The following is a 23,349-nucleotide window of genomic DNA, read 5'->3' on the forward strand; positions in this document are numbered from 1 at the left end:
GTCGGTGCGACGGGCTCGCGGTCAGGTGCTGCGGGTGACCACCATCCCCAGCGTGATCAGGCCGAGCACGACCCAGCCGAACCACAGCCAGCCGTTGCTGCCCAGCGCCACCGTGTAGGCCGTCACCACGACGAGCCCGCCCACGGTGAGCACCCCCATCGTCTTCGTCGAACCGGGCATCGCAGCACCCTCCTCCAGGCGGGTCCGCGGCGCGGGCCGTGGCCTTTGGGGCCATTTTCACCCGGAGGGACGCGCTTCGCCAGGGCCGTGCCGGACTCCCGGTCCCCCGGCGGAGCCGGAATTCAGCGGCTGCGTGCGTCGAGCGAGGCCAGGTAGGCGTTGTAGGCCTCGAGTTCCTTGTCGCCGTCCCGGTCGGCGGCGCGGTCCATGCGCTTGGCCTGCCGCTGCTCGGAGTTGTACCACTGGAAGAGCAGCGCGAGCAGGACGAGGACGGAGGGGATCTCGCTGAACGCCCAGGCGATCCCGCCGGCGGCGGTCTGGTCGGCGAGCGCGTCGACGCCGAGGGAGGCCGGCGGATTCTTGTACGACTCCACCATCGGTCCCGAGGCCATCATCAGCGCGATGCCGAAGAACGCGTGGAACGGCATCCCCGCGAACAGCTCCAGCATCCGCATCAGATAGCCCGGGCGGTGCGGGCCCGGGTCCACGCCCATGATCGGCCAGAAGAAGACCAGCCCGACGGCGAGGAAGTGGCACATCATCACGATGTGGCCCGCGGTGGAGCCCATCAGGAAGTCGAAGACGGGGGAGAAGTACAGCGCGTACAGGCTCGCGATGAACATCGGGATGGTGAACGCCGGGTGCGTGACGATCCGCATGTACCGGCTGTGCAGGAACATCAGCAGCAGTTCACGCGGCCCCTTGCTGCCCCGCTTCGCGGCCACCGGCAGCGCGCGCAGCGCCAGCGTGACGGGTGCCCCGAGCAGGATCAGGATCGGGGACAGCATGCTGATCACCATGTGCTGGACCATGTGCACGCTGAACATGACCATGCCGTAGTCGTTCAGCCTGGTGCACATGACGAGCATCACGGTCAGCACGCCGGTGACGAAGGCGGCCGTACGGCCCCACGACCAGGCGTCGCCGCGCCGGGCGAGCCGGACGGCCCCCCAGCCGTACAGGCCGAGCCCGAGCAGGCACGCGACGAGGAAGAACGGGTCCGCGGACCACTCGAGCCCCCGCCCCAGCGTGAACGGCGGCAGATCCATGGTCATGCCGTGCCCGCTGTGATCCATCCGCCGGCTCCTGTTTCTGGGGTGCCTCCCCGGCCCTTTTACGGCACTGGGGGAGGTTGTGCGCTGTCTGTCCGCACCAGAGTAGAACCGCCCCCGGCCGCGACTGCGACCGGGGGCGGTTCCGACGGCGTACGGCTCAGAGCACGCATTCCGCCTCGGCGTAGCGCTCGTCCGGAACCGTCTTCAGGGTCTCGACCGCCTCGGCGAGCGGCACCATCACGATGTCGGTCCCGCGCAGCGCGGTCATCTTCCCGAACTCGCCCCGGTGCACGGCCTCCACCGCGTGCCACCCGAACCGGGTCGCGAGCACGCGGTCGTACGCCGTCGGGGTGCCGCCCCGCTGCACGTGGCCGAGGATGACCGGGCGGGCCTCCTTGCCGAGCCGTTCCTCCAGCTCGATGGAGAGCTGCCGGGCGATGCCCGCGAAGCGCTCGTGGCCGTAGATGTCCTTGCCGCCCTCGTCGTACCGCATGGAGCCCTCGCGGGGCTTGGCGCCCTCGGCGGCGACGACGATGGCGAACCGCTTGCCCGCCTCGAACCGTTCGCCGACCCGCGCGGCCAGCTCCTCGATGTCGAAGGGCCGCTCCGGTACGACGATGGCGTGGGCGCCCGCGGCCATGCCGGAGTGCAGCGCGATCCAGCCGGTGTGGCGGCCCATGACCTCCACGATCAGGACCCGCTGGTGGGACTCCGCGGTGGTCTTCAGCCGGTCGAGGGCCTCGGTCGCGACACCGACGGCCGTGTCGAAGCCGAAGGTGACGTCCGTGACCGCGATGTCGTTGTCGATGGTCTTCGGCACGCCGACGATCGGCAGGCCGCCGTCCGACAGCAGGCGGGCCGCCTTCAGCGTGCCCTCGCCGCCGATCGGGATGATCGCGTCGAGCCCGAGGTCCGCGACGTGCCCCTTGGCCCGCTCCACGCCGTCACGCAGATGCGCGGGCTGGACCCGGGAGGAGCCGAGCATGGTGCCGCCGCGAGCCAGGATTCCGCTCACCGCGTCGAGGTCGAGCTTGAGGTAGTCGCACTCCAGGAGGCCCTTCCAGCCGTCCCGGAAGCCGATGACCTCGTCGCCGTGGTCGACGACGGCGCGGTGTACGACCGACCGGATGACGGCGTTCAGGCCGGGGCAGTCGCCGCCGGACGTGAGGACACCAATGCGCATAGCCCGAAATACCTTCTCAACGTGGTCCGGGGACCGGACCACGTTGTCCGGCAAGGATCCCCGCCACCCTACCGGCGGGAAGGGCCCGCGCCCTACCGTGCGTCCGCCTGCTGGACGTACCCGCTCACCTGTGCGGATGCCGTTTCAGACGGGCTCCGGGGGAGGTCCGACGGGTCCGTCTCACGCAGCGGAAACGGTTCCCCTTGGAGTTTCCCGAGACGACGGAAACCGTTCTTCCCCGGGAAACGCAAAGAGGAACCGTTCCTCCTCGAGAAACGGTTCCTCTCACCCGCCGGGGCGGGCCGGTCCTACGCGGGCTGCTGGGCGGACGCGATGCGCTCGGAGCGCAGCGCCTCGTACCAGCGGTCGTCGGTCGGCGGCAGCGCGTTGACGTCGAGGGCCAGCTTCAGCAGCAGGTCCGCGATCTGCGGGTTGCGGGCGAGGACGGGCCCGTGCATGTACGTGCCGAACACGGTGTCGTTGTACGCGCCCTCGGTGCCGTCACCCGTGCCGTTGCCCTTGCCGAGCCGCACGTTCGCGAACGGGCGGGCGGTGGGTCCGAGGTGGGTGACGCCCTGGTGGTTCTCGAAGCCGGTGAGCTGGGGCAGGCCGAGCCGCGGGTCGATGTCCGCGAGGACGTCGCCGACGCACCGCTCGCCCTCACCGCGCACCGAGACCACGTCGAGCAGGCCGAGGCCGGGCTCGCGCTCGCCGAGGTCGTTGATGAACTCGTGCCCGAGGATCTGGTAGCCGGCGCAGACGGAGAACACGATCGCGCCGTTGCCGACCGCGCGCTCCAGACCGCCGTCGCGGCGCAGCCGCTCCGCGGCGAGCCGCTGCGGCCGGTCCTCTCCGCCGCCGATGAGGTAGATGTCACCGGAGGTCGGGACCGGCTGGTCGCTGCGCACGTCGACACGGGCCACGTCGAGGCCGCGCTGACGCGCCCGGCGCTCCACGACGAGGGCGTTGCCCTGGTCGCCGTAGGTGCTCAGCAGGTCCGGGTAGATCCACACCAGGCGCAGGCTGTTGTCAGTCATTCTCTTCGTCCTCCGTGGCTCAGTTGCCGACACGACGCCTCAAGTCCTGGAATGCGGTGTAGTTCGCGATGACCTCGATCCGTCCGGGCGGTGCCATCTGCACGGCCTGGTCGAGGGTGTCGCAGACCTGGAACTGCTGGTTGGCCACTTCGAGGCGGACGGCGAGGTCGAGCTTGCGGTCGCCGAGGACGAAGATCGGGTGTCCGGTCAGACGGGTGTAGTCGACGTCCCACAGCCAGGAGGTGTCGGTGCCGTCGGCGCCGCGCGCGTTCACCGACAGGATGACCGGGGTCGGCGGCGGGTCGATCAGGGAGAAGGTCTCCAGCCAGCCCGCGGGGTTCTTGGCGAGCAGCAGACGCAGATCGCGCTCCATGAACTGGACCACGTCGTAGCGTCCGGCCACCGCCTGCACCTGGTACATGCGCTCCAGGGCGACCTGCGGCGGCACTCCGAAGACGGCGGCCACGGCGGCCGACGAGGCGGCGTTCGCCTTGTTGGCGCGGCCCGGCAGCTGGAGGTGGATCGGCCACGCGGAACCGTGCGGGTCGAGGACGTGGTCCCCGGACAGCGCCCAGGTCGGCGTGGGACGGCGGAAGCCGCACTCGCCGCAGAACCAGTCGTCGCCGGGGCGCTGCATCACGCCACCGCACGACGGGCAGGACCAGGCGTCTTCCTTCCACATCTGGCCGGCCGCCACCCACATGACGTTCGGTGACGAGGACGCGGCCCAGACGACCAGCGGGTCGTCCGCGTTGGCGACCACGACGGCCTTGGAGCCGGCCAGCCCCTCACGCCAGTGCTCGGCCATCATCCGGGTCTCGGCGGCCCGGTCGAGCTGGTCGCGCGACAGGTTCAGCAGCGCGATGCACTTCGGGTCGGTGTCACGTGCCACACCGGCGAGGTACTTCTCGTCGACCTCGATGACCGCGAACTTGGCGTCCGAGCCGCCGGCCAGCGCCGAGGTGATGCCCGCGGGCATGTTGGCGCCGAGCGCGTTGGACACGACCGGGCCCGCGGCGCGCAGCGCCTCCGCGATCAGCCGGGTCGTCGTGGTCTTGCCGTTGGTCGCCGACACCAGGATCACGTCCAGGTGCGTGGCGAGCCTGGCCAGCAGGTCGGGGTCGAGCTTGAGCGCCACCCGGCCGCCGATCACCGATCCGCTGCCGCGTCCGGCGGCTCGCGAGACGGCTGCCGCCGCCTTGCCCGCCGTCACGGCCAGCTTGGCCCGCGGCGACAGCGGGTCCGAGTTGCCTGACATCGTTTCTCGATCCTCCTTGCGTACGCGCCGCGCCCCTGCCCCCGGCACATGTGGGGGTCAGCCTATCGAGATCCGCTCACGGGCCCGAATCGCGGCACCACCTCGGTGCCGGCGCGACATGCGCGCGCCTGCCAGGACCGTACCCTTGCCGCCATGCGACACGGTTCCATCCCCGGCACCCACGGGCGCGTCCGACCCCTCATCCTGCTAGGTGACCCCGTCCTGCGTACAGCCTGCGAGGACGTCACGGATTTCGGCCCTCAACTCGCGGAGCTCGTCGAGGACATGTTCGCGACGATGTACGCCGCCGAGGGCGTCGGCCTCGCCGCGAACCAGATCGGCGTCGGTCTGAGGGTCTTCGTGTACGACTGCCCGGACGACGATGATGTCCGTCATGTCGGACATGTGGTGAACCCCCGTCTCGTCGAGGCGGACGGTGTGGTCCTGCGCGGACCGGAGGGCTGTCTCTCGCTGCCCGGTCTGGAGGCCGGCACCGAGCGCTTCGACCATGCGGTCGTCGAGGGCCGCACGGTCACCGGTGAGCCGGTCACGGTGCACGGCACCGGCTGGTTCGCGCGGTGTCTCCAGCACGAGTGCGACCACCTCGAGGGCGGGGTGTACGCGGACCGGCTCACCGGGTGGCGACGGCGCCGTCTTCTGCGCAAGGTGGCGCGGGCTTCCTGGAGCGGCTGAGGGTCGTCCGGTGTCGCCGGCCGCCTCCCGCGACGGGAGGCGCACCTGCTGACGGGGTGTCGGTGTGAGCCCCGGTCAGAAACCCGGGCCGCCGACGCGGTCACCCGCCGCCGCGAGGCGGCCCCACAGCAGGTCGGCCAGGCTTCGCACCAACTCGGCGCGCGTGCACGGCCGTTCGCCGAGCCACCAGTCCCCGGCGGCGTGCATCATGCCGACGATGCCGTGGCCCCACACCCGCGCCAGCTGCTGGCTGCCCGGCCCGAGGTCCACCCGCTCCTCGATGACCTCGGCCAGTTCCTCGCCCATGCGGCGCAGTACGGGCGCGGAGTTCCTGCCCACGTCGAAGCCGGCGTCGCCGGGCTGGCCGCCCTCCGCCGGATGCATCAGGAACCGGTAGACCTGCGGGCGGGCCTCGATGGCCGCCAAGTACGTGTCGAGCGTCGCCTCCACGCGCTCGCGTCGTTCGGCCGGGGCGTCCAGTGCCGCCCGCAGCGCTTCGAGGAGAGCGTCGGTGTGCCGCTTGGCGAGAGCGGCGTAGAGGCCGCCCTTGTCGCCGAAGTGGCGGTACAGGATGGGCTTCGTGATGCCGGCCTCGGCGGCGATGGCGTTCATGGAGGCCCCGGGGCCGTCGCGGAGCACCACTCTGTCGGCGGCTTCCAGCAGTTCGCGCCGGCGGCGGTCGGCGGACCTCTGCTGATCGGTCCGCTGTGTGGTGTCCATGTGCTCTCCCCACCCGTGGTGATTCGGTGACGCCTGCGCAAACTAACACTGATCGTCGTATGGGTATCGAACGGGATCCCGAGCCGAACTCGGGAGTTGACTTTTCCTACTAGCCGGTAACACACTCCAGTTACCGCAAGTAACAGTTTAGTGCAGCGCTGGAGGGGACATGGCCGAGTTCACCATGGAGCTCAACGACGAACAGAAGGAGGTCCGGGACTGGCTGCACGGCTTCGCCGCCGATGTCATCCGCCCCGCGGCCGCCGAATGGGACGAGCGTGAGGAGACTCCCTGGCCGGTCATCCAGGAAGCCGCCAAGGTCGGCATCTATTCCCTGGACTTCTACGCGCAGCAGTACTTCGACGCCACCGGGCTCGGCATCCCCATGGCGATGGAGGAGCTGTTCTGGGGCGACGCGGGCATCGCGCTGTCCATCGTCGGCACCGGCCTCGCCGCCGTGGGCGTCCTCGCCAACGGCACCGAGGAGCAGATCGGCACCTGGATCCCCCAGATGTACGGCGATGCCAACGATGTCAAGGTCGCCGCCTTCTGCTCCTCCGAGCCCGACGCCGGCTCCGACGTCGCCTCGATGCGCACGCGCGCCGTCTACGACGAGGCCAAGGACGAGTGGGTCCTGAACGGCACGAAGACCTGGGCGACCAACGGCGGCATCGCCAACGTCCACGTCGTCGTCGCGGTCGTCGACGCCGAGCTCGGATCCAAGGGCCACGCCTCCTTCATCGTGCCGCCGAACACGCCCGGCCTGTCCCAGGGCCAGAAGTTCAAGAAGCACGGCATCCGCGCCTCGCACACCGCCGAGGTCGTCCTGGAGAACGTCCGTATCCCCGGCTCCTGCCTGCTCGGCGGCAAGGAGAAGCTCGACGAGCGCCTCGCCCGTGCCCGTGAGCGCGTCAGGGCCGGGGGCGGCGAGCGCGTGAAGAACGCCGCCATGGCCACGTTCGAGGCCTCCCGTCCGGCCGTCGGCGCCATGGCGGTGGGCACCGCGCGGGCCGCGTACGAGGTCGCCCTCGACTACGCGAAGACGCGTGAGCAGTTCGGCCGCCCGATCATCGACAACCAGGGCGTCGCCTTCCAGCTCGCCGACATGCGCACCTCGATCGACGCGGCGCGGCTGCTGGTCTGGCGGGCGTCCTGGATGGCGGTCAACGGCAAGCAGTTCACGGCGGCCGAGGGCTCGATGTCGAAGCTGTTCGCCAGCGAGACGGCGAAGAAGGTCACGGGCCAGGCGATCCAGATCCTGGGCGGCAACGGCTACACGCGGGAGTACCCGGTGGAGCGCATGCACCGCGACGCGGCCATCTACACGATCTTCGAGGGCACCAGCGAGATCCAGCGCCTGGTGATCGCCCGCACCCTGTCGGGGATGCCGATCCGCTGACGTCTCCGCAGGGCCGGGAACGAGACGCGGCGCGAGGGCGGGTGTGTTCGGCTCGTCCTCGGGGGCTGTCGTCACCCCACCGGACCTGGGATTTCGCGTCGGAGCGCGGGGATCCGGGGGTGAGCGTGCACTCTGGTCGCGGGGGCTCGGAGTCAGCCGGACCGAAGGAGCGCGTGATGACGCGGACGGCCAGGGAACTGCTGGAGGGCGTCACCGGGAAACTCGCCCCGGACCCGCATGCCAACCGGCTGCTGCCGTTGATCGCCCGCGGTGCCGCCCAGCTCGACACGCTCGCCGCGCTGGCCCTGGAACAGCGCCATGTGGTCGCCTCGGATCACCGCGCGTTCCTTCATCTGGCCGAACGCTCGGCGGCCGGCACGCGGACGTCTCCGGCCGACCCGGCGAGCGCCGCCTTCTTCGAGATGCTCGCCGAGGGGGAGGCGCAGGCCGGGGAACGGCTCGCCGCGTTCGCCGCCGCGGTGGGAGCCGGCGAGGCACGGGCCGCGGAGTACGAACCGCTCACCGACTGCCAGGCCTATCCCGCGTACGTCGCCTGGCTCGCCCTGAACGGGGAGCCGACCGACGTGGTCCTCGCGCTCGGCGCCGACTTCGCGGCGTGGGGCGGCTACTGCGAGACCATCACCGAGGCGCTGCGCCATCACTACGGCTTCGACGACGAGGCCTGCGGCTTCTTCGACCTCTTCGCGGCGCCCGCGCCCGAACTGGAGAGCAAGGCGCTGGCCGCGGTGCAGGCCGGTCTCGACGCCGAACGGATCTCCCTGGACGACGCCCTGCGCCACGGGCGGCTGCTCATGGCCTACGAGGCGAAGTTCTGGCACGCCCTGTGGGAACAGGACCAGCGAGTCGCCTGAGGCAGCCGGAACGGCGTCCCGTGGCGGGACGCCGTCCGTTGCTCCGTTCGGTACTGCCGTCGCGGTTCAGCGGCCGCTGCTGTGCGCGATGCAGGCCACGTCGATCCGATCGGCCAGTTTGGCCAGTTCGATCGTGAGCGCGGCCACCGTGTCCTCGTCGAGGCCGTCCTGGCCGGCCTCCACCAGATGCAGCCACCGGCCGCCCACCGTGCGCAGCAGCTTGCTGACGTCGGCGGCCGCCACCTGCAACGTGCCGCGGTCGTCGACGATCAGGGGGAGGGTCACTTCGCGGTTCACACGAGGGATCGTAGCTGCGGAACGCTCACGCTCCGTGCCATACGGTGGTGATGTTGCAGAACTCGCGGATTCCGTGCCCCGACAGTTCGCGCCCGTAGCCGGACCGCTTCTCCCCGCCGAAGGGGAACGCCGGGTGCGAGGCCGTCATCCCGTTGACGAACACCCCGCCCGCCTCGGAATCACGTACGAACCGCTCCACCTCGGCCTCGTCACGGGTCCACAGGTTCGAGCTGAGCCCGAACGGGGTGTCGTTGGCGAGGGCCACCGCTTCGTCCAGACCGGCGGCCCGGTACAGCGTGGCGACCGGCCCGAACGTCTCCTCCTGGTGGATGCGCATCGCGGGCGTGATGTCGGTGAGCACGGTGGGCGCGTAGTACCAGCCGCCGCCGAAACCGTCGGGGCGTTCGCCGCCGCACAGCACCGTCGCCCCGTTCTCGACCGCGTCGTCGACCAGTTCCTCCAGGTCGGCACGGCCCTGTTCGGTGGAGAGCGGCCCGATATCGGTGTCCTCCTCCAGCGGGTCGCCGACCGTGAGGGCCCGCATGCCCGCCGTGAACCGCTCCGCGAAGGCGTCGAACACGTCGGTGTGCACGATGAACCGCTTGGCGGCGATGCACGACTGTCCGTTGTTCTGCGCACGCGCGGTGACGGCGATCGTCGCGGCGCGCTCGACATCGGCGGACGGCATCACGACGTACGGGTCGCTGCCGCCCAGCTCCAGCACCGTCTTCTTCACCTCGTCCCCGGCGACCGAGGCGACCGCCCGGCCGGCCGGTTCGCTGCCGGTGAGGGTGGCCGCCTTGACCCGCGGGTCGCGCAGGACGCCCTCGACCGCCCCCGACCCGATCAGCAGCGTCTGGAAGCAGCCCTCGGGGAAGCCCGCGCGACGGAACAGGTCCTCCAGGTACAGGGCCGTCTGCGGAACGTTCGAGGCGTGTTTGAGCAGTCCCACGTTGCCCGCCATCAGCGCGGGCGCGGCGAAACGCACCACCTGCCAGAGCGGGAAGTTCCAGGGCATCACGGCGAGTACGGGGCCGAGCGGCCGGTAGCGCGCGAGGACCCGGGAGGCCCCGGAGTCCGCGGCGTCGGCGGGGGCGGCCAGTTCGTCGGCGAGCAGGTCCTCGGCGTGGTCGGCGTACCAGCGCATGGCCTTGGCGCACTTGGCGGCCTCCGCCCGGGCCTGCTTGACCGGCTTGCCCATCTCGGTGGTCATCACCCGGCCGATGTCGTCGAGGTCCTCGTCCAGGAGGGCGGCCGCGCGGTGCATGAGCCGGGCCCGTTCGGCGAACGGGGTGGTGCGATACGTGCGGAACGTGGCCTCGGCGGCAGCGAGCCTGCGCTCGATCTCCTCGGCACCGAGGGCGTCGTACGTCTTGAGCGTCTCGCCGTTCGCCGGGTTCACCGTCGCGATGGGCATGGCCGACCTCCTGAAAGCTGGCTGTTCCCCGACCCTCCCGCGCGGTGCCGCGCGGCGCAACGCGGGCGGGTCCCCGAGGTGAGCCGACGCTGCAGGCCGAACACCGGCTCTCAGGCCGAGTGCTCGGCCAGCCGGTCGAGAAACACGGTCTGCCCCTTGATGAGCAGGGGGCGGGCTCGCTCCGGGGTCATCCACTCCACCCGGTCGAGTTCGGGGAACTCCTGCCGCCGCCCCGATTTCGGCGGCCACTCCATCGTGAACGTGCCGGGGACCACGGCCGCCGGATCGAGATCCGCCTCGATAGCCCAGGCCGTGACCACCTTGCCGTTCGTCTGGGTGACCTCGCCGAGCGCGAGCGCCTCGCCGTCGGGCGGCGGCAGCCCGAGCTCCTCGCGGAACTCACGGCGGGCGGCGTCCCAGGCTGTCTCGTCGGGCTCGTACTCTCCCTTGGGAAGGGTCCAGGCGCCGGCGTCGCGCCGCGCGAAGTACGGGCCGCCCATATGGCCGACCAATACCTCCACGCCGTGGTCGGTGTGCCGGAACAACAGGAGCCCCGCGCTCCTGCGTCCGTGCTGTCCGGCGCTCATCGCGTCACCTCCGGGTGGGCGGCCAGCAGGGTGTCCACGGTGTCGGCCTCGGCCGCCCGCTTGTCCTCGCGATAGCGCACGACCCGGGCGAAGCGGAGGGTGACGCCGGCCGGGTAACGGGTGGACCGCTGCAGCCCGTCGTACGCGATCTCGACGACGAGCTCGGGCCGTACGGTCACCACGTGGCCGTCGTCCGAGACGGCCAGCTCCCGGAACCGGTCGGTCTGCCAGGTGAGCATCGCGTCGGTCATGCCCTTGAACGTCTTGCCGAGCATCGCGAACGAGCCGTCGGCGGTACGGGCGCCCAGGTGCAGGTTCGAGAGCTTGCCGGTGCGCCGCCCGTGACCCCATTCGGCGGCCAGGACCACCAGGTCGAGGGTGTGTACGGGTTTGACCTTGAGCCAGGCGGCACCGCGCCGGCCCGCGCTGTAGGGGGCGTCGAGGGCCTTCACCACGACGCCCTCGTGTCCCCGGGCCAGCGTGTCGGCGAGAAACGTCTCGGCCCGCGCGGCATCGCCCGGCCCCGGCACGAGCGTCCGCCGGACCCGCATCGGCTCGGGCACCAGCCGTGCCAGCTCCGCGTGCCGGTCGGTGAACGGCAGATCCAGCAGATCCCGCCCGTCCACGGACAGGGCGTCGAAGAAGACGGGGGAGACGGGCGCGGTCCGCGCGGCCGCCGCCACATCCACGCGGGAGCCCACCCGCGCGGCCGTCTCCTGGAAGGAACGCGGCCGCCCCCGGTCGTCCAGTGCGATCACCTCGCCGTCCAGGATGAACCGCTCGCCCCGCAACTCCATGGCCGCTGCGGTGAGTTCGGGCAGTCGGTCGGTGATGTCGTCGAGGGTGCGGGTGTAGACGCGGACGTCCTCGCCGTTCCGGTGCAGCTGCACCCGGATGCCGTCGAGCTTCTCCTCGACCGCGCAGGCGCCGAGCTTGCCGACCGCTTCGGAGGCGGAGGAGGCGGAGTGCGCCAGCATCGGCAGCACCGGGCGGCCGACGGTGAGCCGGAATCCGTCCAGCGCTCCCGGACCGTCCGCGAGCAGGGCCCGCGCCACCGCCCGCAGGGAACCCGCCAGCATCACCGCCCGGCGTACGTCCCCCGCGGGCGCGCCGGTCGCCTCCGCGAGCCCCTCCACCGCGAGCGCGTCCAGCGCGCCCTGGCGCACCTCGCCGGTGAGCAGCCCGAACAGGAAACGCTGTTCCTCCTCCGTGGCCGCCGCCATCAACTCGCCCACCAGGCGGGCCCGTTCGGCTTGCGAGCCGGTGCCGGAGACCTTGCCGAGCGCGGTGAGCCGGGCGTCCACCTCGCGCACGGTGAGGGTGGGTTCGGCGGCGGGGGCGACCGGTGTGCTCAGCACCTTCCAGCCGACGCCGATGCGGCCCTGCGGCAGCCGGCCCGCCAGATACGGGATCACGACCGGCGCGTCGTCCGCCTCGGCGTCCCGGAACAGCTCCGCGAGCAGAGCGGTCTTCCGGGACCGTGCCGAGGTGGCGGCGACCTCGTGGGACACATGGGCGAGCCTGCTCAGCAGCATGCAGCCATCGTGCAACGCGGGCGCCCGGTTCACACCCGTACGGGACGCGGAACGTGCCCCCGGGCGGCGTGTTCCGGTCGTGTCCCCGCAGGCCCCTTCGGGGGCGGGCTCTCAACCCTGTCCGGGTGTGTCGCCGGGTGGCGGGCTCTCGGTCCTGTCCGGGCGTTTCGCCGGCCGACGGGTCTGAGGCCGGTCCGTGTGTGCCCCGGGCCGGGGGTCTCAGCCCTGCCCGCGCGCGATCGCCGCGTCGAGGTCCGCGAACAGGAGTTCGCCGTTGAGCGTGGCCGCCGCGCGGTATCCGCCGCTCGCCGCGTTCACCACCTGCTCCGCGAAACCGGCGGCGTTGCCGGCGGCCCAGACGCCGGGCACGCTCGTGAGCCCGGTCGGGTCGACGACCGGGTAGCTGCCGAACGGCGTCTCCCGCAGTTCCGCGCCCAGCCGTTCGAGCAGGCCGGTCCGCGGTACCGGGCGCGGCGCCACGAACAGCACCGAGCGGTCGTGCGCGGTCCCGTCCGCGAGCCGCACACCGGTGAGCCGGTCCCCGGCGACCACCAGCTCCGCCACCTCGCCGGGCACCACGGCGACCCCGGCGGCGGCGAGCCGGCGCAGGTCCTCGTCCGCGAGCTCGTCCTCGGCCACCGTGTGCAGGAACAGCGTGACGTCGTTCGACCACTGGCCGACCATCAGCGCCTGGTGCACGCTCATCGGCGTCGTGGCCAGCACGCCGAAGGCCTCGTCGCGGACCTCCCAGCCGTGGCAGTACGGGCAGTGCAGCACATCGCGCCCGAAGCGTTCGGCGACTCCGGGCACCGACGGCAACTCGTCGGCCAGACCCGTCGTGACGATCAGCCGGCGCGCGTGGACGGTGTCGCCGGACCCGAGCGTGACGTCGAACTCGCCGGCACCGTCCCGGACGACGTCCACCGCCCGGCCCCGGACGATCTCCACGCCGTACCCCTCGACCTCCCGCCGGCCCTCGGCGAGGAACTCGGCGGGCGGCATGCCGTCGCGGGTCAGATAGCCCTGCATGTGCGCGGCGGGCGCGTTGCGGGGCGCGCCCTCGTCGACGACGAGTGTCCGGCGCCGAGCCCGGCCGAGGACGAGGGCCGCGGAGAGCCCCGCCGTGCCGCCGCCCACGACGACCACCTCGTACGTACCGGCCGATGTCCCTGTCGCCGTCCCTGTCCTTGCCTCGGTCATGGTGACCACCTCCATGGAGAAGGTCGCCCCGAACCCGCCGGATTGACAAACGCCTTTGCCGATTCTGCAATAGAGGGATGAGTGACGCGGCCCGTGCGGGCGAGAGCGACGGCGGCGGGCGCGGGATGACCGGCGACGCGGCGACGGACGAGGTCCTCGCCGAGGTGGGTCCGCGGCTGCGCCGGATCAGGAAGGAGCGCGGGGCGACCCTGGCCGGGCTGTCCGAGGCGACCGGCATCTCGGTGAGTACGCTCTCGCGCCTGGAGTCGGGGCTGCGCAAGCCCAGCCTGGAGCTGTTGCTGCCCATCGCGCGGGCCCATCAGGTTCCGCTGGACGAACTGGTCGGTGCCCCGCCGGTCGGCGATCCCCGGGTGCGTGCCGAGCCGATCGTGCGCCATGGCCGCACGTACTGGCCGCTGACCCGCCAGCCCGGCGGACTCCAGGCCTACAAGGTGCTCGAACCGAAGCGGACGACGGAACCCGATCCGCGCACGCACGAGGGCTACGAATGGCTGTACGTGCTCTCCGGGCGGCTGCGGGTGGTCCTCGGCGAGCACGACGTCGTGCTGGAGGCCGGGGAGGCGGCGGAGTTCGACACCCGTGTGCCGCACTGGTTCGGGTCGACGGGGGAGGGGCCCGCGGAGTTCCTGAGCCTCTTCGGCCCGCAGGGGGAACGGATGCACGTACGGGCGCGTCCCAAGGCCCGGTCCACGGAGCCGTGAGAGCGGGCGGCGGCGCGGCGGCGGGCGCCGGCGCCGGGGCTGGGCGAAGACGTGGGGCGTCCGCTGTTCCCAGGGTGGCAAGCGACCGCTTAGTATGCGATGGACCCCGGTCAGCCGACACAGTCCCCTGGAGGCCCGCATGCAGGCATGGCAAGTGCACCAGAACGGCGAGCCCGCAGAGGCGATGCGCCTCCTGGAGGTGGATCGGCCGACGCCCGGTGACGGCCAGGTCCTGCTCAAGGTACGCGCCGCGAACATCAACTTCCCGGACGCGCTGATGTGCCGCGGTCAGTACCAGGTCAGGCCCCCGCTGCCGTTCACGCCGGGAGTGGAGATCTGCGGCGAGACCGAGGACGGCCGCCGGGTGATCGCCAATCCCGCCCTGCCGCACGGCGGCTTCGCCGAGTACGCGGTCGCGGACGCCGCCGCCCTGCTGCCGGCCCCCGACGCCCTCGACGACGCCGAGGCCGCGGCCCTGCACATCGGCTACCAGACGGGCTGGTTCGGCCTGCACCGCCGGGCCCGCCTGGAGGCCGGCGAGACGCTGCTCGTCCACGCGGCCGCCGGAGGGGTCGGCAGCGCGGCCGTGCAGCTCGGAAAGGCCGCGGGAGCGCGGGTCATCGGTGTCGTGGGCGGCGCCGACAAGGCCGCCGTGGCGCGCGAGCTGGGCTGCGACGTCGTCGTCGACCGGCGCGCCGAGGACGTCATCGCCGCCGTCAAGGAGGCGACCGGCGGACGCGGCGCGGACGTGATCTACGACCCCGTGGGCGGCGAGGCCTACACCCAGTCCACCAAGGTCGTCGCCTTCGAGGGCCGGATCGTGGTCGTCGGGTTCGCGAGCGGCTCGATCCCGAGCCCCGCGCTGAACCACGCCCTCGTCAAGAACTACGCGATCGTCGGCCTGCACTGGGGCCTGTACAACACCAAGAACCCGAAGCTCGTCCTGCACTGCCACGAGCAGCTCACCGAACTGGCCGCACGGGGCGCGATCAAGCCGCTGGTGAGCGAGCGGGTGCCGCTGGGCGGAGCCGCCGCCGCCGTGCAGCGCGTCGCCGACGGAGTCACCACCGGACGGATCGCCGTGGTGCCCACACTGGAGAACGGAGCCGCCGCATGACCGACGCAGCCGAACTGCGCCGCCGCACCCAGGAGCTGCTGGCCGCGTACCCGCCCGGGGAAACGGACCGGCTCGACTTCCTGGGGGCCCGCTTCGACGCCGGGCTCGCCTGGGTGCACTACCCCGAGGGCCTCGGCGGACTCGGAGCCCCGCGCCGCCTCCAGGCCGTCGTGGACGCCGAACTGGCGGCCGCGGGCGCACCCGACAACGACCCCCGGCGGATCGGCATCGGCCTCGGCATGGCCGCCCCGACCATCCTCGGCTTCGGCACCGAGGAGCAGAAGCGGCGCTTCCTGCGGCCCCTGTGGGTCGGCGAGGAGGTGTGGTGCCAGCTCTTCAGCGAGCCCGGCGCGGGCTCGGACCTGGCCGCGCTCGGCACCCGCGCGGTCCACTCGGACACCGCCGAGGCCGGGAGCGGGGGAGAGTGGGTGATCAACGGACAGAAGGTGTGGACCTCCAGCGCCCACCTCGCCCGCTGGGCCATCCTCATCGCCCGCACCGACCCGGACGTGCCCAAGCACCGGGGCATCACCTACTTCATCTGCGACATGACCGACCCGGGCGTCGAGGTGCGGCCGCTGCGCCAGATCACCGGCGAGGCCGAGTTCAACGAGGTCTTCCTCACCGGCGTCCGCATCCCCGACGCACACCGCCTCGGCGAGGTCGGCGACGGCTGGCGGGTCGCGCAGACCACCCTGATGAACGAGCGCGTGTCCATCGGCGGCATGCGCATCCCGCGCGAGGGCGGCATGATCGGCCCGGTCGCGAAGACCTGGCGCGAGCGGCCCGAACTGCGCACCCACGACACGCACCAGCGGCTGCTGAGGCTGTGGGTCGAGGCCGAGGTCGCCCGGCTCTCCGGCGAACGGCTGCGCCAGCAGCTCGCCCAGGGCCAGCCCGGTCACGAGGGCTCCGGCATGAAGCTCGGCTTCGCCCGGCTGAACCAGGAGATCAGCGGACTGGAGGTCGAACTCCTCGGCGAGGAAGGCCTGTTGTACGAGGACTGGACGATGCGCCGGCCCGAACTGGTCGACTTCACCGGCCGGGACGCCGGATACCGCTACCTGCGCTCCAAGGGCAACAGCATCGAGGGCGGGACCAGCGAGGTCCTGCTGAACATCGTCGCCGAACGCGTCCTCGGCCTGCCGTCCGAGCCGCGCACCGACAAGGACGTCGCATGGAAGGACCTCGCCCGATGAGCCAGGTGAGCACCGAGCCGGATCTGCTCTACACCGAGGAGGAAGAGGCGCTGCGCGCCGCCGTCCGCGACCTCCTCACCGACCGCTGCGCCGCGGCGGACGTGATCACCCGCGGCGAGTCCGGCACTCCGCACGACCCCGAGCTGTGGAAGGCCCTCGCGGAGAGCATGGGCCTCGCGGGCCTGCTGGTGCCCGAGGAGCAGGGCGGCCAGGGTGCCACGCACCGCGAAGCCGCCGTGGTCCTGGAGGAGTTGGGCCGCGCGGTCGCCCCCGTGCCCTATCTGACGAGCGCCGTGGTCGCGACCGAGGCGCTGCTGGCCTGCGAGGGACCGGTCGCGGCCGAACTGCTCGCCGCACTCGCCTCCGGCCGGAGGGTGGGCGCCCTCGCCGTCCCGCTGAACGTCGGACCGGGCGGCGCCCACCAAGCCGTACGGCTGGAGAACGGTTCCCTGCACGGGGAGTTGACGGGCATCGCGGACGCGGCGGCCGCCGATGTCCTGCTCGTCCCGGCCGAGGACGGCGGGCTGTACGCCGTCGACGCGGACGCCGTCACGATCGTCCCGCAGGTCAGCCTCGACCAGACCCGGCCGCTCGCCCGCGTCACCTTCGACTCCGCGCCCGCGCGGCAGCTCACCGCGGACGCGCCCGCGGCCGTACGGCGTGCGCTGCGGGCCGGCGCCGGACTGCTCGCGTCCGAGCAGCTCGGGCTCGCCGACTGGTCGTTGACGGAGACGGTCCGCTACCTCAAGGAGCGCAAGCAGTTCAACCGGCCGGTCGGCGGATTCCAGGCGCTCAAGCACCGGCTGGCCCAGGTGTGGCTGGAGGTCGTCAACACCCGTGCCGCCGCGCGGAACGCCGCCGACGCGCTGGCCACCGGCAGCGCGGACAGCGACGTGGCCGTCGCCGTCGCCCAGGCGTACGCGGCACCCGTCGCCGTACACGCCGCGGAGGAGGCGCTCCAGCTGCACGGCGGCATCGGCATGACGTGGGAGCACCCGGCCCACCTGTATCTGAAGCGCGCCAAGGCCGACTCGATCGCCTACGGCACGGCGGGCGCGCATCGCGCGGCGCTGGCCGAACTGGTCGATCTCCAGGCACCCTGACACCCTTCCGAGCGAAGCCCGCCCCACCCGGGGCGGGCTTTTTTCGTGCGCCCGCGACAGCGGGGAGGGGAGGGGGAACGCCCGGACCCGCCCGGATCCGGTGAAGTGAACGCGCAGCGTCGGTCCGGCCAACTCCCCTGAGGGCAGGGTTTCTTGAGCCCCACCGGCCGCATACTCCCTGAGGTCCCGTACGGCACCCCTCAAGGGAGGCGGAACATGGCCCTCACCACCCGTCGCAGAGCCCTCACCACCTTCGGCGCCGCCCTCGCGGGCTCGATCGCCCTGCCCGCGTCGCGGGCCCTGGCAGGCGAGGCGAAGCCCCGAACGCGCCCTCAGTGGCGCGCCCACGCGCACAACGACTACGAGCACCCGCGCCCTCTCCTCGACGCGCTCGACCACCGCTTCGGCAGCGTCGAGGCCGACATCTACCTCGTGGGCGGCCAACTCCTGGTCGCCCACGACCCGGTGGACCTCGACCCCACCCGCACACTCGAATCCCTCTACCTCGAACCGCTGGCCGCCCGCGTCAGGGCCAACCACGGCTCGGTGTACCGGGGACATCACGAGCCGCTGCAACTGCTCGTCGACATCAAGACCGAGGGCTCCTCGACATACCTCGAACTCGACCGTCATCTGCGCCGCTACCGGCACCTGTTCACGAGGTACGCGCACGGCCGGGTGCACCGCGGCCCGGTCACGGCCGTGATCTCCGGGGACCGCGCCGCGCGCGTGCCCATGGAGGCGCAGACCGAGCGGCTCGCCTTCTACGACGGCCGGCTCGCCGACCTCGGCAGCGCCGCCCCCGCCTCCTTCATCCCGTTGATCAGCGACAACTGGACACTCAACTTCAGCTGGCTGGGTGAGGGCCCGTTCCCGGGCGCCGAGCGCGAGAAACTGCGGGGCATCATGGCGGCCGCGCACGCGCGCCGGCAGAAGGTCCGGTTCTGGGCCACCCCCGACCTCGCGGGTCCGACACGCGAGGCGCTCTGGCGTGAACTCCTCGCCGCCGACGTCGACTACCTCAACACCGATGACCTGGGCGGTCTCGAAGAGTTCCTGGACGCCCACGACCGACGGTAGAAGACCACCCGTTCGGGGGACACGTCAGCCGCCCGGGCGATCCCTCCGCTACGCCACACTTGCGGCCGAACGCCGCGAAGCGGACGTGGCGGAGGAGGTTGACGATGGCCATTTCCATCTCTGCGGTGCTGCTGCTCCTGCTGCTGGCGGTGATCTTCCTGCGCAACGGAGGGCTGAAGATGTCCCACGCGCTGGTCTGCGCGCTGCTCGGGTTCCTGCTGGCCAGCACGAGCATGGCGCCGACCATCCACAGCGGTCTCACCGCGACCGCGGACATCGTGGGCAGCCTGACGCCATGACGTGCCGCCGTCTCACGGGCGCGTGAACACCCCGATACCGTTCGGGACGGGACGCTCGGTGCCGCCGCTCGGGTGGTTGAGGACGCTGACGGTGTCCGCCCCCGCCTGCCGCGCGACCATCGTGGTGGATCCGCCGCCGTCCAGACTGAAGGCGTCCTGCGACCCCAACCGCCGCATCGCCGCCGTCACTTCGGCGATGGTGAGACCGCCGCGGAACTCCGGGGCGCCGTCCAGGGCGAGGAGCTGCATCCGGTGCCCGTGGTCGGAGAAGCCCACCGCGGTCCGTACGGCGGAGGTCCTGTCGTCCAGACCGGGCAGCGGCACGCCGCCGGTCATCATCGGATAGCCCCCGACCGCGAAGCGGTACGGCACCCGGGAGGACCGCGCCACCAGCCGGTGCCGCACCCCGACCCGTTCGCCCACGGACAGCTTCCGCAGCCGCTGGGCGCCCGCCTCGCGGCCGACCAGCACGGTGGTGCCGGGCGCGATGGCTCCGCCGCCCGGAGTGCCGGCGGCGGCCACGACCCGCCCGCGGCGGACCGTCACCTCGTAGGTGTCGGTGCTGCACGGCGCGGCCCGGTCCGTGTCCGTACCGCAGGTCGCGCGCACCCGCGAGACGCCGCCCCAGTCCGCGGTGAACGCGCCGACGGAACCGACCGGCAGCGCGTACTGGTTGAACCCGCCGAGCGGCCAGGTGCCGTCGGGGCCGCGGACGGACCCGTCGAGGGCCACGCTGTCCAGCCGGGCCCGGCGGTCGACGCCCACACCGAACACGTCCTCGGTGGTCGTGCCGGGCGGCAGCGCGGGTCCGAACCGCTGGCCGTTCGGGACCGCGGCCTTGAGCCCGCGGCCGCTCGCGATCGCCGGACCCACGGTCGCGCCCGTCGCCTCGACGCCCGGATGCTGGGTCTCCGTGATGTTGAAGAAGTCGCCGTTGACGCCGGCGACCGCGCCCCGGGAGCCGGCCAGCTCGGACACGGGCTTCCGGGACGCCACGGTGCCGGGGTGGAGGAGATCGACGCGCACATGGGGATTGCGCAGATCGACGTTCAGCACATGCGCGTGCGCCACTCCCCTGGCCGCCGGGATGTCCAGCTGTGTGTACTCGACGCCGGGCGCGATGTCCGTCGCGCTCTCCGCGCCGCCGGCCGGAGCCGCCCCCGTCAGGGCCGCACCGGCCAGCGCTCCGGTTGCCGTGAAGACCGTCAGTGCCGTTCTGAACCGTCTGCCAAGACGCGTCACGGTGCCCCCTGATGCCTCGTCAACTGTGCCAGGACTCAGGGGAATTGCACCAGAGACAGGGGCCCGTGCCGGTGGCTAGGCGCCGACCACGCGGGAACGGATCAGAAAACGCACTCCTTCGGGTGCTTCGAGGGAGAAGCCGCTGCCCCGGCCCGGCACGACGTCGACGATCAGACGCGTGTGGCTCCACAGCGCGTACTGGCTCTTCGAGATCCAGAACGTCACCGGCTCCTCGACGCCCTCGACCTCCAGCTCGGCCAGCAGCACGTCGGAACCGCCGGTGCGGAACTCGCCCTCCGGAAAGCACATGGGCGCGCTGCCGTCGCAGCAGCCGCCCGACTGATGGAACATCAGCGGTCCGTGCCGGCCGCGCAGTCGCCGCAGCAGTTCGGCGGCCACAGGCGTCAGCTCCACGCGCGGGACGACGTCCATCGGCTCTCCCCCTCGGGTCTCACGGCTGTCGCGGACCAGCCGACCAGACCGGACGTTGCGAGAGGGTTGCACACGCCCCGGGCACGGAAAAGGGCCGGCCCTCGGTGACGCCCGCGTGACGCGGGTCGTCACCGAGGGCCGGCCTCGGGAGCGTTCGTGCCGGCCGACGAGGTGTCAGCCGTGGGCGCGGTGGGTCAGCAGATGCGCGGAAGCTGCTCGCCGAGCGGCATGTCCACCACCCGGGTGCCGCCCAGGCCGGTGGCCGCGACCACCATGCCGGGATGGTCGGGAACGCAGTGGCCGATCGCCACGGACTCCTTGCCCAGCGGGTGGGCGCGCATCGCCGCGAGCACGGCGTCGGCGTGCTCGGCCGCCACGAACGCCACCAGCTTGCCCTCGTTGGCCACGTACAGCGGGTCCAGACCGAGGAAGGCGCAGGCGTTGGCGACCGTCTCCGGGACGGGCAGGGACCGCTCGTCCAGCGTGATGCCGACCCGCGCCGCCGCGGCGATCTCGTTCAGCGAGGTGGCCAGGCCGCCGCGGGTCGGATCGCGCAGCACATGCAGGTCGGGACAGACCGCCAGCATGTCCGCGACCAGACCGGCCAGCGACGCGGTGTCGCTCTGGATCTCGACGCCGAACTCGAGCCCCTCCCGCACGCTCATGATCGCCACCCCGTGCACGCCGATCGGTCCGCTGACCAGCACCACGTCACCGGGGGCCGCGCGCTGCGGGCGGATGTCGACGCCGTCCGGGATCAGGCCGATCCCGGCGGTGTTGATGAAGATGCCGTCGCCGTGGCCCGCGTCGACGACCTTGGTGTCACCGGTCGCGACCACCACCCCGGCGGTCCGGGCCGCCTCGCCCAGCGCCTCGGCCACCCGCCCCACGACGGAGAGCTCGACGCCCTCCTCCAGGATGAACCCGCAGGAGAGGTAGGCCGGTACGGCCCCCGCCATGGCCAGGTCGTTGACCGTGCCGTTGACGGCGAGGTCCCCGATGCTGCCGCCGGGGAAGAACAGCGGGCGTACGACGAAGGAGTCGGTGGAGAAGGCGAGCCGGGCGCCGCCCAGCAGCAGATGGGCGGAGTCGCCGAGCTCGGCGAGCACGTCACTGCCGAAGGCGGGCGCGAACAGGTGCTCCACCAGTTCGGCGGAGAGCGTGCCGCCGCCACCGTGCCCCATCACGATCCTGTCGTGGTCGCGCAGCGGCGCCGGGCAGGTCCAGGAGGAGAAGTCGACCGGAGCGTGTGCGGAGTCAGCCAACGGAGCTCGCCTCCTTGTCCGGGGTCCCGAGACGCCGGTAGAGGTAGTAGGCGGCGCACGCGCCCTCGCTGGAGACCATCGTCGCGCCCAGCGGGTTGCGCGGGGTGCACTCCTTGCCGAACGCGGCGCACTCGTGCGGCTTGATGAGGCCCTGGAGCACCTCGCCGCTGCGGCAGACGGTCGACTCCTGGGTCTCGATACCGGTCACCGAGAAGCGGTGCTCGGCGTCGAACTCGCGGTACTTGGGCGACAGCCGCCAGCCGCTCCCCGGGATCACGCCGATCCCGCGCCAGGCCCGGTCGGTCACCTCGAAGACGTCGGAGAGCATGGCGCGGGCCGCGGGGCTCCCCTCGGGCTGCACCGCGCGCGGGTAGGCGTTCTCCACGGTGTGCTGTCCGGCCTCCAGCTGGCGTACCGCACGGCGGATGCCCTCCAGGATGTCGAGCGGCTCGAAGCCCGTCACGACGATCGGCACCCGGTGCCGCTCGGCGAGTTCGGGATACTCGGCCATGCCCATCACCGTGCAGACGTGCCCGGCGGCGAGGAACGCCTGCACCCGGCAGTCGGGCGAGTTCATGATCGCGTCGATGGCCGGGGGCACCTTGACGTGCGAGACCAGCAGGCTGAAGTTGGGGATGCCCAGCTTCTTGGCCTGGTAGACGGTCATCGCGTTGGGCGGGGCCGTGGTCTCGAAGCCGATGCCGAAGAACACGACCTGCCGGTCGGGGTTCTCCTGCGCGATCTTCAGCGCGTCCAGCGGCGAGTACACGACGCGTACGTCCGCGCCCTCGCTCTTGACCTTGAACAGGTCGCGCCCGCTGCCGGGCACGCGCAGCATGTCGCCGAAGGAGCAGAAGATCACGTCCGGGCGGGAGGCGATCTCCAGCGCCTTGTCGATGATCTCCAGCGGGGTCACGCAGACCGGGCAGCCCGGCCCGTGGATCAACTGGATCTCCTCGGGCAGGAGCTGGTCGATGCCGTGGCGGATGATCGAGTGCGTCTGGCCGCCGCAGACCTCCATGAGGGACCAGGGCCGGGTGGTGTTCGCCCTGATGTCGTCGAAGAGCCGCTTGGCAAGGACAGGGTCGCTGAACTCGTCCAGGTACTTCATGACCGGGCCTCCTTCTCGAAGCCGTCCACGGGCGGGAGCCCGGTTCCGGCGGGGCGCTCGGTACCCGCGTCCCGGGCGGCCTTGCCCCAGGCGTCGCCGAACTCCTCCTCCAGCACTCCGAGGTTCTCGAAGAGCTCCAGGGTCTGCTTCGCCGACTCCTCGTCCAGTCGCTGCAGCGCGAATCCCACGTGGACGATGGCGTAGTCACCGACCTTCATGTCCGGCACGTACTCCAGACACACGTTCTTGACGACACCGCCGAAGTCCACCTTGGCCATCCGTGTGGCGTCGCGTTCCTCGATCTCCAGCACTCGGCCGGGTACGGCCAGACACATGACTCGCTCCT

General features: G+C 71.9%; 25 protein-coding genes. 9 read left to right on the forward strand and 16 right to left on the reverse strand.

Annotated elements, in window-relative coordinates; all coding sequences use genetic code 11:
* Positions 1 to 21: 21 nt before the first annotated feature.
* The 5 genes from ACFYW9_RS07785 to ACFYW9_RS07805 form a co-directional block, all read right to left on the reverse strand.
* Entirely contained in the window at positions 22 to 180 is a 159-nt protein-coding gene (locus tag ACFYW9_RS07785) for a hypothetical protein (RefSeq protein WP_351865750.1), read from the reverse strand.
* 122 nt (positions 181 to 302) lie between these two features.
* Positions 303 to 1,256, reverse strand: coding sequence for a cytochrome c oxidase assembly protein (locus tag ACFYW9_RS07790; RefSeq protein WP_389146127.1), 954 nt, complete (start codon positions 1,254 to 1,256; stop codon positions 303 to 305).
* Between the two features lie 136 nt (positions 1,257 to 1,392).
* A complete protein-coding gene (locus tag ACFYW9_RS07795) occupies positions 1,393 to 2,418 on the reverse strand; it encodes a 6-phosphofructokinase (protein WP_351865746.1) in 1,026 nt (341 codons plus the stop codon).
* Between the two features lie 308 nt (positions 2,419 to 2,726).
* On the reverse strand, positions 2,727 to 3,455 hold the full coding sequence (locus tag ACFYW9_RS07800; protein ID WP_351865744.1) for a glutamine amidotransferase: 729 nt from the start codon (positions 3,453 to 3,455) through the stop codon (positions 2,727 to 2,729).
* Positions 3,456 to 3,474: 19 nt separating this feature from the next.
* Positions 3,475 to 4,713 carry a MurT ligase domain-containing protein gene (locus ACFYW9_RS07805; protein WP_339127947.1) on the reverse strand — a complete coding sequence of 413 codons (1,239 nt, stop codon included), beginning with the start codon at positions 4,711 to 4,713 and terminating at the stop codon, positions 3,475 to 3,477.
* A 153-nt stretch (positions 4,714 to 4,866) separates the two neighbouring features.
* On the opposite strand from ACFYW9_RS07805, the gene def reads away from it, so the two are divergent.
* Positions 4,867 to 5,406: a peptide deformylase gene (def, locus tag ACFYW9_RS07810; RefSeq protein ID WP_389146132.1), complete on the forward strand. Its 540-nt coding sequence runs from the start codon at positions 4,867 to 4,869 to the stop codon at positions 5,404 to 5,406.
* 75 nt (positions 5,407 to 5,481) lie between these two features.
* Here def and ACFYW9_RS07815 read toward each other — a convergent pair whose 3' ends face one another.
* Positions 5,482 to 6,126, reverse strand: coding sequence for a TetR family transcriptional regulator (locus ACFYW9_RS07815; protein WP_351865738.1), 645 nt, complete (start codon positions 6,124 to 6,126; stop codon positions 5,482 to 5,484).
* A 169-nt stretch (positions 6,127 to 6,295) separates the two neighbouring features.
* On the opposite strand from ACFYW9_RS07815, the gene ACFYW9_RS07820 reads away from it, so the two are divergent.
* Together ACFYW9_RS07820 and ACFYW9_RS07825 are read left to right on the forward strand one after the other, a co-directional pair.
* Positions 6,296 to 7,525: an acyl-CoA dehydrogenase family protein gene (locus ACFYW9_RS07820; protein WP_389146135.1), complete on the forward strand. Its 1,230-nt coding sequence runs from the start codon at positions 6,296 to 6,298 to the stop codon at positions 7,523 to 7,525.
* A gap of 176 nt (positions 7,526 to 7,701) precedes the next feature.
* Positions 7,702 to 8,397: a transcriptional regulator gene (locus ACFYW9_RS07825; protein WP_389146138.1), complete on the forward strand. Its 696-nt coding sequence runs from the start codon at positions 7,702 to 7,704 to the stop codon at positions 8,395 to 8,397.
* 66 nt (positions 8,398 to 8,463) lie between these two features.
* On the opposite strand, the gene ACFYW9_RS07830 is transcribed toward ACFYW9_RS07825, so the two are convergent.
* The 5 genes from ACFYW9_RS07830 to ACFYW9_RS07850 form a co-directional block, all read right to left on the reverse strand.
* Positions 8,464 to 8,694 carry a DUF6213 family protein gene (locus ACFYW9_RS07830; protein WP_351865729.1) on the reverse strand — a complete coding sequence of 77 codons (231 nt, stop codon included), beginning with the start codon at positions 8,692 to 8,694 and terminating at the stop codon, positions 8,464 to 8,466.
* 25 nt (positions 8,695 to 8,719) lie between these two features.
* Positions 8,720 to 10,111, reverse strand: coding sequence for an NADP-dependent succinic semialdehyde dehydrogenase (locus ACFYW9_RS07835; RefSeq protein WP_389146142.1), 1,392 nt, complete (start codon positions 10,109 to 10,111; stop codon positions 8,720 to 8,722).
* Positions 10,112 to 10,221: 110 nt separating this feature from the next.
* On the reverse strand, positions 10,222 to 10,698 hold the full coding sequence (locus tag ACFYW9_RS07840; RefSeq protein ID WP_328455006.1) for an NUDIX domain-containing protein: 477 nt from the start codon (positions 10,696 to 10,698) through the stop codon (positions 10,222 to 10,224).
* Positions 10,695 to 12,233, reverse strand: a complete 1,539-nt coding sequence (locus tag ACFYW9_RS07845) for an ATP-dependent DNA ligase (RefSeq protein WP_389146145.1) — start codon at positions 12,231 to 12,233, stop codon at positions 10,695 to 10,697. The genes ACFYW9_RS07840 and ACFYW9_RS07845 overlap by 4 nt, the downstream gene beginning before the upstream one ends.
* 219 nt (positions 12,234 to 12,452) lie before the next feature.
* Positions 12,453 to 13,448, reverse strand: coding sequence for an NAD(P)/FAD-dependent oxidoreductase (locus tag ACFYW9_RS07850; protein ID WP_389146148.1), 996 nt, complete (start codon positions 13,446 to 13,448; stop codon positions 12,453 to 12,455).
* Positions 13,449 to 13,558: 110 nt separating this feature from the next.
* Here ACFYW9_RS07850 and ACFYW9_RS07855 point away from each other — a divergent pair, with 110 nt between their 5' ends.
* The 6 genes from ACFYW9_RS07855 to ACFYW9_RS07880 all read left to right on the forward strand — a co-directional run bounded on the left by ACFYW9_RS07855 (position 13,559) and on the right by ACFYW9_RS07880 (position 18,953).
* Positions 13,559 to 14,155: a helix-turn-helix domain-containing protein gene (locus tag ACFYW9_RS07855; RefSeq protein WP_389146730.1), complete on the forward strand. Its 597-nt coding sequence runs from the start codon at positions 13,559 to 13,561 to the stop codon at positions 14,153 to 14,155.
* A 139-nt stretch (positions 14,156 to 14,294) separates the two neighbouring features.
* Positions 14,295 to 15,272, forward strand: coding sequence for an NADPH:quinone oxidoreductase family protein (locus ACFYW9_RS07860; protein WP_389146151.1), 978 nt, complete (start codon positions 14,295 to 14,297; stop codon positions 15,270 to 15,272).
* Entirely contained in the window at positions 15,269 to 16,471 is a 1,203-nt protein-coding gene (locus ACFYW9_RS07865) for an acyl-CoA dehydrogenase family protein (RefSeq protein WP_389146154.1), read from the forward strand. Before ACFYW9_RS07860 ends, ACFYW9_RS07865 begins: the two co-directional genes overlap by 4 nt.
* On the forward strand, positions 16,468 to 17,574 hold the full coding sequence (locus tag ACFYW9_RS07870) for an acyl-CoA dehydrogenase family protein (protein ID WP_389146157.1): 1,107 nt from the start codon (positions 16,468 to 16,470) through the stop codon (positions 17,572 to 17,574). Before ACFYW9_RS07865 ends, ACFYW9_RS07870 begins: the two co-directional genes overlap by 4 nt.
* Before the next feature lie 216 nt (positions 17,575 to 17,790).
* Complete coding sequence (locus ACFYW9_RS07875; RefSeq protein ID WP_389146160.1) at positions 17,791 to 18,654, forward strand: phosphatidylinositol-specific phospholipase C/glycerophosphodiester phosphodiesterase family protein; 864 nt, start codon at positions 17,791 to 17,793, stop codon at positions 18,652 to 18,654.
* A 104-nt stretch (positions 18,655 to 18,758) separates the two neighbouring features.
* Positions 18,759 to 18,953: a hypothetical protein gene (locus ACFYW9_RS07880; protein ID WP_351865708.1), complete on the forward strand. Its 195-nt coding sequence runs from the start codon at positions 18,759 to 18,761 to the stop codon at positions 18,951 to 18,953.
* Positions 18,954 to 18,965: 12 nt separating this feature from the next.
* On the opposite strand, the gene ACFYW9_RS07885 is transcribed toward ACFYW9_RS07880, so the two are convergent.
* The 5 genes from ACFYW9_RS07885 to ACFYW9_RS07905 all read right to left on the reverse strand — a co-directional run bounded on the left by ACFYW9_RS07885 (position 18,966) and on the right by ACFYW9_RS07905 (position 23,338).
* On the reverse strand, positions 18,966 to 20,195 hold the full coding sequence (locus tag ACFYW9_RS07885) for a phosphodiester glycosidase family protein (protein ID WP_389146164.1): 1,230 nt from the start codon (positions 20,193 to 20,195) through the stop codon (positions 18,966 to 18,968).
* A 75-nt stretch (positions 20,196 to 20,270) separates the two neighbouring features.
* On the reverse strand, positions 20,271 to 20,627 hold the full coding sequence (locus ACFYW9_RS07890) for a DUF779 domain-containing protein (RefSeq protein ID WP_389146167.1): 357 nt from the start codon (positions 20,625 to 20,627) through the stop codon (positions 20,271 to 20,273).
* 194 nt (positions 20,628 to 20,821) lie between these two features.
* On the reverse strand, positions 20,822 to 21,811 hold the full coding sequence (gene hypE, locus ACFYW9_RS07895; protein ID WP_351866087.1) for a hydrogenase expression/formation protein HypE: 990 nt from the start codon (positions 21,809 to 21,811) through the stop codon (positions 20,822 to 20,824).
* A gap of 73 nt (positions 21,812 to 21,884) precedes the next feature.
* On the reverse strand, positions 21,885 to 23,003 hold the full coding sequence (gene hypD, locus ACFYW9_RS07900) for a hydrogenase formation protein HypD (protein WP_389146170.1): 1,119 nt from the start codon (positions 23,001 to 23,003) through the stop codon (positions 21,885 to 21,887).
* Positions 23,000 to 23,338 carry a HypC/HybG/HupF family hydrogenase formation chaperone gene (locus ACFYW9_RS07905; RefSeq protein WP_389146173.1) on the reverse strand — a complete coding sequence of 113 codons (339 nt, stop codon included), beginning with the start codon at positions 23,336 to 23,338 and terminating at the stop codon, positions 23,000 to 23,002. The genes hypD and ACFYW9_RS07905 overlap by 4 nt, the downstream gene beginning before the upstream one ends.
* Positions 23,339 to 23,349 lie beyond the last annotated feature (11 nt).

Source organism: Streptomyces sp. NPDC002698 (assembly GCF_042888945.1).
Lineage (GTDB): Bacteria > Actinomycetota > Actinomycetes > Streptomycetales > Streptomycetaceae > Streptomyces.

Bases quoted from the DNA above. Each gene is read 5' to 3' on its own strand.
- ACFYW9_RS07785 (WP_351865750.1), bottom strand. From the start codon at position 180: ATGCCCGGTTCGACGAAGACGATGGGGGTGCTCACCGTGGGCGGGCTC.
- ACFYW9_RS07790 (WP_389146127.1), bottom strand. From the start codon at position 1,256: ATGGATCACAGCGGGCACGGCATGACCATGGATCTGCCGCCGTTCACG.
- ACFYW9_RS07795 (WP_351865746.1), bottom strand. From the start codon at position 2,418: ATGCGCATTGGTGTCCTCACGTCCGGCGGCGACTGCCCCGGCCTGAAC.
- ACFYW9_RS07800 (WP_351865744.1), bottom strand. From the start codon at position 3,455: ATGACTGACAACAGCCTGCGCCTGGTGTGGATCTACCCGGACCTGCTG.
- ACFYW9_RS07805 (WP_339127947.1), bottom strand. From the start codon at position 4,713: ATGTCAGGCAACTCGGACCCGCTGTCGCCGCGGGCCAAGCTGGCCGTG.
- def (WP_389146132.1), top strand. From the start codon at position 4,867: ATGCGACACGGTTCCATCCCCGGCACCCACGGGCGCGTCCGACCCCTC.
- ACFYW9_RS07815 (WP_351865738.1), bottom strand. From the start codon at position 6,126: ATGGACACCACACAGCGGACCGATCAGCAGAGGTCCGCCGACCGCCGC.
- ACFYW9_RS07820 (WP_389146135.1), top strand. From the start codon at position 6,296: ATGGCCGAGTTCACCATGGAGCTCAACGACGAACAGAAGGAGGTCCGG.
- ACFYW9_RS07825 (WP_389146138.1), top strand. From the start codon at position 7,702: ATGACGCGGACGGCCAGGGAACTGCTGGAGGGCGTCACCGGGAAACTC.
- ACFYW9_RS07835 (WP_389146142.1), bottom strand. From the start codon at position 10,111: ATGCCCATCGCGACGGTGAACCCGGCGAACGGCGAGACGCTCAAGACG.
- ACFYW9_RS07840 (WP_328455006.1), bottom strand. From the start codon at position 10,698: ATGAGCGCCGGACAGCACGGACGCAGGAGCGCGGGGCTCCTGTTGTTC.
- ACFYW9_RS07845 (WP_389146145.1), bottom strand. From the start codon at position 12,233: ATGCTGCTGAGCAGGCTCGCCCATGTGTCCCACGAGGTCGCCGCCACC.
- ACFYW9_RS07850 (WP_389146148.1), bottom strand. From the start codon at position 13,448: ATGGAGGTGGTCACCATGACCGAGGCAAGGACAGGGACGGCGACAGGG.
- ACFYW9_RS07855 (WP_389146730.1), top strand. From the start codon at position 13,559: ATGACCGGCGACGCGGCGACGGACGAGGTCCTCGCCGAGGTGGGTCCG.
- ACFYW9_RS07860 (WP_389146151.1), top strand. From the start codon at position 14,295: ATGCAGGCATGGCAAGTGCACCAGAACGGCGAGCCCGCAGAGGCGATG.
- ACFYW9_RS07865 (WP_389146154.1), top strand. From the start codon at position 15,269: ATGACCGACGCAGCCGAACTGCGCCGCCGCACCCAGGAGCTGCTGGCC.
- ACFYW9_RS07870 (WP_389146157.1), top strand. From the start codon at position 16,468: ATGAGCCAGGTGAGCACCGAGCCGGATCTGCTCTACACCGAGGAGGAA.
- ACFYW9_RS07875 (WP_389146160.1), top strand. From the start codon at position 17,791: ATGGCCCTCACCACCCGTCGCAGAGCCCTCACCACCTTCGGCGCCGCC.
- ACFYW9_RS07880 (WP_351865708.1), top strand. From the start codon at position 18,759: ATGGCCATTTCCATCTCTGCGGTGCTGCTGCTCCTGCTGCTGGCGGTG.
- ACFYW9_RS07890 (WP_389146167.1), bottom strand. From the start codon at position 20,627: ATGGACGTCGTCCCGCGCGTGGAGCTGACGCCTGTGGCCGCCGAACTG.
- hypE (WP_351866087.1), bottom strand. From the start codon at position 21,811: ATGGGGCACGGTGGCGGCGGCACGCTCTCCGCCGAACTGGTGGAGCAC.
- hypD (WP_389146170.1), bottom strand. From the start codon at position 23,003: ATGAAGTACCTGGACGAGTTCAGCGACCCTGTCCTTGCCAAGCGGCTC.
- ACFYW9_RS07905 (WP_389146173.1), bottom strand. From the start codon at position 23,338: ATGTGTCTGGCCGTACCCGGCCGAGTGCTGGAGATCGAGGAACGCGAC.